Source organism: Ideonella azotifigens, from assembly GCF_006519715.1.
GTDB classification, from domain to species: domain Bacteria; phylum Pseudomonadota; class Gammaproteobacteria; order Burkholderiales; family Burkholderiaceae_C; genus Ideonella; species Ideonella azotifigens.
Window position 1 is genome coordinate 1 of sequence record NZ_VIDT01000448.1, and the last position, 4642, is coordinate 4642.

The following is a 4642-nucleotide window of genomic DNA, read 5'->3' on the forward strand; positions in this document are numbered from 1 at the left end:
GCCAGCTGCCGCGCGCCCGGCTCGCCGTCGTCGAAGGACTGTCCAGCCACATCGCCGAATGGATCGTCTCCGGCCGGGTCGACCTCGGCCTGGTCTACAACCCCGAGCCGCAGCCCGAGCTCGAATTCGAGCCACTGCTCAGCGAGCCGCTGGGCCTGGTCTCGCCAGCCACTGGCCAGCCGCGCCGCAGCACGCCACGCAGCCTGCCGCTGGCCGAGCTGCCGCAGTTCCCGCTGGTGCTGCCCGAGCGTGCCCACGTCATCCGCCGCCTGCTCGAAACCCAGACCCTGCTGGCCGGCCTGAAGCTGCAGGTCGCCTGGGAAGTCTCCAGCGTCGCTGCCTTGATCGACCTGGTCTGCGCCGGCTACGGCCACGCCGTGCTCACGCCCAGCGCCGTGGTCGCCTCCGGCCGCGGCGACCTGCTCACCGTGCGCCCGCTCACGCCCTTGCTCAACAGCGTGCTGTGCCTCACCACCTCGGCCCACAAGCGCCCCAGCGCCCTGACCCGCCAGGCCCGCCAGGTGCTGGCCCAGCTCGTCAGCGGCCTGCCGCAGGCCGCGGCGGCCGGATCACTACCGGGTTGACCCGCTTTTCGGGTGATTGCCGGCTAAAGCCTTTGCGCGCATGGCCGAAGAACTGCCATGAACACGCGCAACCCGGCTTTTTCCCTGCCCATGGACGACCACCGCGGCAGCCGCCAGCACCGCTTCATGGAGTCAGCCGACCTGAACTCGGCTTTTCGTGAAGTGTTCACGCCGCTGCGCACCAACATCCGCCGCGGCATGACGCTGGATGGCCAGCTGTACGCGATCGAGATGGACGGCTGCATTCCCGGCCAGATGCTGGGCACCGAATGGATTCCCCCGGCCACGCGCGGCGTGGACGACGCGGCGATGCTGGCCGATGCGCCGGTACGCCGCGCGCTGTTCCGCAAGCTGCTGGCCGAACAGCGGCCGGAGAGCCTGTTCGTCTATGTCTGCGAGCATGGCGGCGGCAAGGCCAAGCCGACGCTGTACGTGGAGATCGCCTCGGAAGACGGCTGCTACGCAGCCGAGTACGCGATCATCGACGGCACCGGCTGGCACCGGCGCGAGTTGCTGCATGCGCCCTTCCGCAGGCTGTGCGCCGTACCCCAGTCCTGATTCAACGAGTCAACGGCTGATGGTGCCGCTGCTGATCAGCAGCCGGTGCTCGCCAAATCGCGCCAGGTCCTCCGGGTCGTGCGTGATCATCAGCATCGGCAGCTTGATGCGGTCCAGCAGCGCCTGCAGCTCGTCGCGCATGCGGCCGCGCAGCGCCGGGTCCAGCGCGGAAAAAGGCTCGTCCAGCAGCAAGACCTGCGGCTGATTGACCAGCGCGCGCGCCAGTGCAACGCGTTGGCGCTGGCCGCCCGAGAGCTGGTGCGGCCGCTGGCCGGCCATCTCACCCAACTCGAAGGCTTGCAGCCAATGCTGCACGGCCTCGCTGCCCCTGCGGGCGCCGGGATTGAGCCAACCCCTCTGCAGGCCGAAGCCAATGTTCTGTTGCACCGTGAGGTGCGGGAACAGCGCGTAATCCTGAAACAGGTATCCCAATCGGCGGCTGCGCGCGGGCTGGTTGACGCCGGCTGCGGCGTCAAACCAGGTCTGGCCACCAAAGCGGATGTGGCCGTGGTCGGGCTTCAGCAGGCCGGCAATGGCCTGCAGCGTCAGGCTCTTGCCGGCGCCCGACGGGCCGTAGAGCACGACGCGCTGCGCGTCGGACTGGAACGCCACGTTCAGCTCGAACTGCCGCCCGCCGCCGCTCAAGCGCTTGCGGATCGCCACGTCCCAACGGACTGCCAAACCTTCGCCGCCAGCGGCTTCGATGCGAGCCCCTTCGGGCGGCCGTGCGGGATTCATGTCGCGGCATTCCGCGCCGGCGCCAACCGCCCGGCCAGCAGCAGCGCCGCCACGCAGGTCACCGAGGTGATCAGCACCAGCAGGTTGGCGGTGTCGTCCTGGCCCGCCTGCACGGCCTCGTAGATCGCGACCGACAGCGTTTGCGTGCGGCCCGGGATGCTGCCGGCCACCATCAGCGTGGCGCCGAATTCGCCCAAGGCGCGTGCAAACGCCAGCAGCACCCCGGCCAGCACGCCGCGCCAGGCCAGCGGCAGCGTCACGCGGAAGAACACCGCCCATTCGCCCAGGCCCAGCACGCGGGCGGCCTGCTCCAGCTGCGGCTCCACGCCCTCGAAGGCGGCGCGGGCCGACTTCAACACCAGCGGAAAGGCCACCAGGCTGGCGGCCAGCACGGCGCCCTGCCAGGTGAAGATCAGCTGGATGCCGAAGTGCTGGTACAGCCAGCCGCCCAGCCAGCCACGCTTGCCCAGCAGCACCAGCAGGTAATAGCCCAGCACCGTGGGCGGCAACACCAGCGGCAGCGTCAGCAGCGCATCCACCAGTTCGCGGCCAGGAAAGCGCAGCCGCGCCAGCGCAAAACCCGCCGCCGTGCCCAGCACCAGGTTCAGCGCGGTGGCGCAGCCGGCCACCTTCAGTGACAGCGCGAGGGCGATCCAGGCTGCGTCCACTGCGGCCCTCGATCAAGGCTTCTGAAAACCGTGGCGCGCCAGCACGGCCTGGCCGGCCGGCGACAGCACGTGCGCCAGCCACTTGCGCGCGGCGTCGGCATTGGCGCTGCCTTCGATCACCGCAATGGGGTAGCTGATGGCGGTTTCGGTCGGCACGGTCAGCACCACCTTGACCTTGTCCTTCTGCACCGCGGCATCGGTCGCGTAGACAAAGCCGGCCTCGGTCTCGCCGCGGGCCACATAGTCCAGCGCCTGGCGCACGTTCTGCGCGTAGACCGCCTTGGGCTCGACCACTGGCCACAGCCTGGCCGCCTCCAGCGTGCCCTTGGCATAACGCCCGGCCGGCACGCCTTCGGGCTTGCCGAGTGCAATGCGTTTGACTTCAGACCTGCCCAGGTCGGCCAGTGACTGCAGCGGCAGGCCGCCCTCCAGCGGCGTGATCAGCACCAGGCTGTTGGCCGCGAAGTTGCGCCGGCTGCCCACTGCCAGCAGCTTCTGCTGCTCGGCCTTGTCCATGGTCTCCTGGTCGGCCGAGGCGAACACGTCCACCGGCGCGCCCTTGGCGATCTGGGCCAGCAAGGCGTCGGACGCTGCGAAATTGAACAACAGCCTGGTGCCGGGGTTCTGCGCCTCGAAGCTGGGCGCCAGGTCTTTGAAGGCGTTGCTGAGGCTGGCGGCGGCCGAGACGGTCAGCTCGGCCGCGTGCGTGGCCAGGCTGAGCAGGGCCAGCGCAGCGAACACGCCTTGGCGCAGGGGCTTCAAAGTCCAGGGGAAGGTCATGCTGTGCAGTCCGAGGAAGAAGGCAAGGAAGGCAGCGCAATATATCGCAGTGCACAACGCTCGCCCTGGCGTGGCTCAGCCGGCCATCAGCTTCATCAGCTTGCGGATGTCGGCCTGGCAAGCCTTCAGTGCCTGGGCCTCGATGCTGCGGTAAAGCGCAATCACCTCGCGGCCGGTGTCCGTCAGCTGGCTGCCGCCGCCGCGCTGGCCGCCCACCGCCGAGCTGACCGCCGGCTGCCGCAGCGCGCGGTTCAGCTCGTCGACCAACAGCCAGGCGCGACGGTAGGACATGTCCAGCGACTTGGCCGCCGCGGTGATGGAGCCGGTCTCGGCCAGCGCTTCCAGCAAGGCCACCTTGCCCGGGCCCACGCCCACCAGTTCACCCAGCGAAATTCGCATGCGCAGCTTCAGTTCGGGCTTGGACGCTGCGGCTTTGCCGGCTTTTTTCGAGGTGGGCATGGCGGTGGATCATGCAGTGAAAGCCGCTGCATTGGAGCACCGTTGTGCGGGTGCCGGCACCCGCACAGATGCGGCAAGACGCAGCGCCGTTGTGCCTGGGCAGCGACGACCCGGCCGCCTACGCTGCACAGCATGACGAACACCGACTGGATGCCCTTGCTGACCTACTGCCTGGTGATGTCCGGCACGCCCGGGCCGAACAACGTGATGCTGGCCATGCTGGGCGCCAACCAGGGCTACCGCAGCAGCCTGCCGTTCATCTTCGGCATCAACATGGGCCTGTTCCTGCAGACCGTCCTGTGCGGCCTGGGGCTGGGCAGCCTGCTGCTGGCGCACCCGCGGCTGCATGCGGTGCTGCGGCTGGTGGGCGTGGCCTACCTGCTGTGGCTGGCCTGGCAGATGGCGCGCACGCGCACCGGAACGCAGGCCCGCGCCGGCCGGCAGCCGGGCTTCTGGCAGGCGGCGGCGTTCCAGGCAGTCAACCCCAAGAGCTGGATCAAGGCGCTGACGCTGGGTGCCGTCTTCATGCCGGCCGGCATGCCGCCGCTGGCCGGTGCGCTGCTGATCGGGCTGGTCGGCTGGGCCATCGGCTTTCCGTGCAACTCGGTGTGGGTGATGTTCGGCGCGGGCATCCGCGGCTTCCTGGCCGACCCACGGCGCCAACGCGCCTTCAATGCGCTGATGGGGCTGACGCTCGCGGTGCTGGCCGTCTCGATGCTGCGCACCTAGACTGCCGCGATGTTCTCGATCGATCGCGACTCCCCCGTGGCCCTGGCCGACCAGATCGAGGCCGGCGTGCGGTCGCTGGTGGCCAGCGGCCAACTGCCGGCTGGCGCGCGGCTGCCGTCCATCCGC

7 protein-coding genes are annotated in these 4642 nt (G+C 69.5%); 3 read left to right on the forward strand and 4 right to left on the reverse strand.

Annotation, left to right across the window (positions count from 1 at the left end):
* Positions 1-584, forward strand: a 584-nt coding sequence (locus tag FKP22_RS21555) for a LysR substrate-binding domain-containing protein (RefSeq protein ID WP_233446921.1), incomplete at its 5' end; no start/stop codon positions are given.
* Between the two features lie 57 nt (positions 585-641).
* Complete coding sequence (locus FKP22_RS21560; RefSeq protein WP_141289744.1) at positions 642-1142, forward strand: hypothetical protein; 501 nt, start codon at positions 642-644, stop codon at positions 1140-1142.
* Positions 1143-1151: 9 nt separating this feature from the next.
* Here the strand turns inward: FKP22_RS21560 and FKP22_RS21565 are convergent, their stop codons facing one another.
* The 4 genes from FKP22_RS21565 to FKP22_RS21580 form a co-directional block, all read right to left on the reverse strand.
* Positions 1152-1880, reverse strand: a complete 729-nt coding sequence (locus FKP22_RS21565) for a sulfate/molybdate ABC transporter ATP-binding protein (RefSeq protein WP_141289745.1) — start codon at positions 1878-1880, stop codon at positions 1152-1154.
* Positions 1877-2548 (reverse strand): molybdate ABC transporter permease subunit, encoded by a 672-nt coding sequence (gene modB / locus FKP22_RS21570; RefSeq protein WP_141289746.1) that lies wholly within the window; start codon positions 2546-2548, stop codon positions 1877-1879. Before modB ends, FKP22_RS21565 begins: the two co-directional genes overlap by 4 nt.
* Before the next feature lie 12 nt (positions 2549-2560).
* Positions 2561-3328 carry a molybdate ABC transporter substrate-binding protein gene (modA, locus tag FKP22_RS21575; protein ID WP_141289747.1) on the reverse strand — a complete coding sequence of 256 codons (768 nt, stop codon included), beginning with the start codon at positions 3326-3328 and terminating at the stop codon, positions 2561-2563.
* Between the two features lie 75 nt (positions 3329-3403).
* A complete protein-coding gene (locus FKP22_RS21580; RefSeq protein WP_141289748.1) occupies positions 3404-3787 on the reverse strand; it encodes a winged helix-turn-helix domain-containing protein in 384 nt (127 codons plus the stop codon).
* A 132-nt stretch (positions 3788-3919) separates the two neighbouring features.
* Here FKP22_RS21580 and FKP22_RS21585 point away from each other — a divergent pair, with 132 nt between their 5' ends.
* Complete coding sequence (locus FKP22_RS21585) at positions 3920-4516, forward strand: LysE family translocator (RefSeq protein ID WP_141289749.1); 597 nt, start codon at positions 3920-3922, stop codon at positions 4514-4516.
* The last annotated feature ends 126 nt before the right edge of the window (positions 4517-4642 follow it).

Excerpts from the sequence above, each read along its gene's own strand:
- modA (WP_141289747.1), bottom strand. The coding sequence starts at position 3,328 with ATGACCTTCCCCTGGACTTTGAAGCCCCTGCGCCAAGGCGTGTTCGCT.
- FKP22_RS21560 (WP_141289744.1), top strand. The coding sequence starts at position 642 with ATGAACACGCGCAACCCGGCTTTTTCCCTGCCCATGGACGACCACCGC.
- FKP22_RS21585 (WP_141289749.1), top strand. The coding sequence starts at position 3,920 with ATGACGAACACCGACTGGATGCCCTTGCTGACCTACTGCCTGGTGATG.
- FKP22_RS21580 (WP_141289748.1), bottom strand. The coding sequence starts at position 3,787 with ATGCCCACCTCGAAAAAAGCCGGCAAAGCCGCAGCGTCCAAGCCCGAA.
- FKP22_RS21565 (WP_141289745.1), bottom strand. The coding sequence starts at position 1,880 with ATGAATCCCGCACGGCCGCCCGAAGGGGCTCGCATCGAAGCCGCTGGC.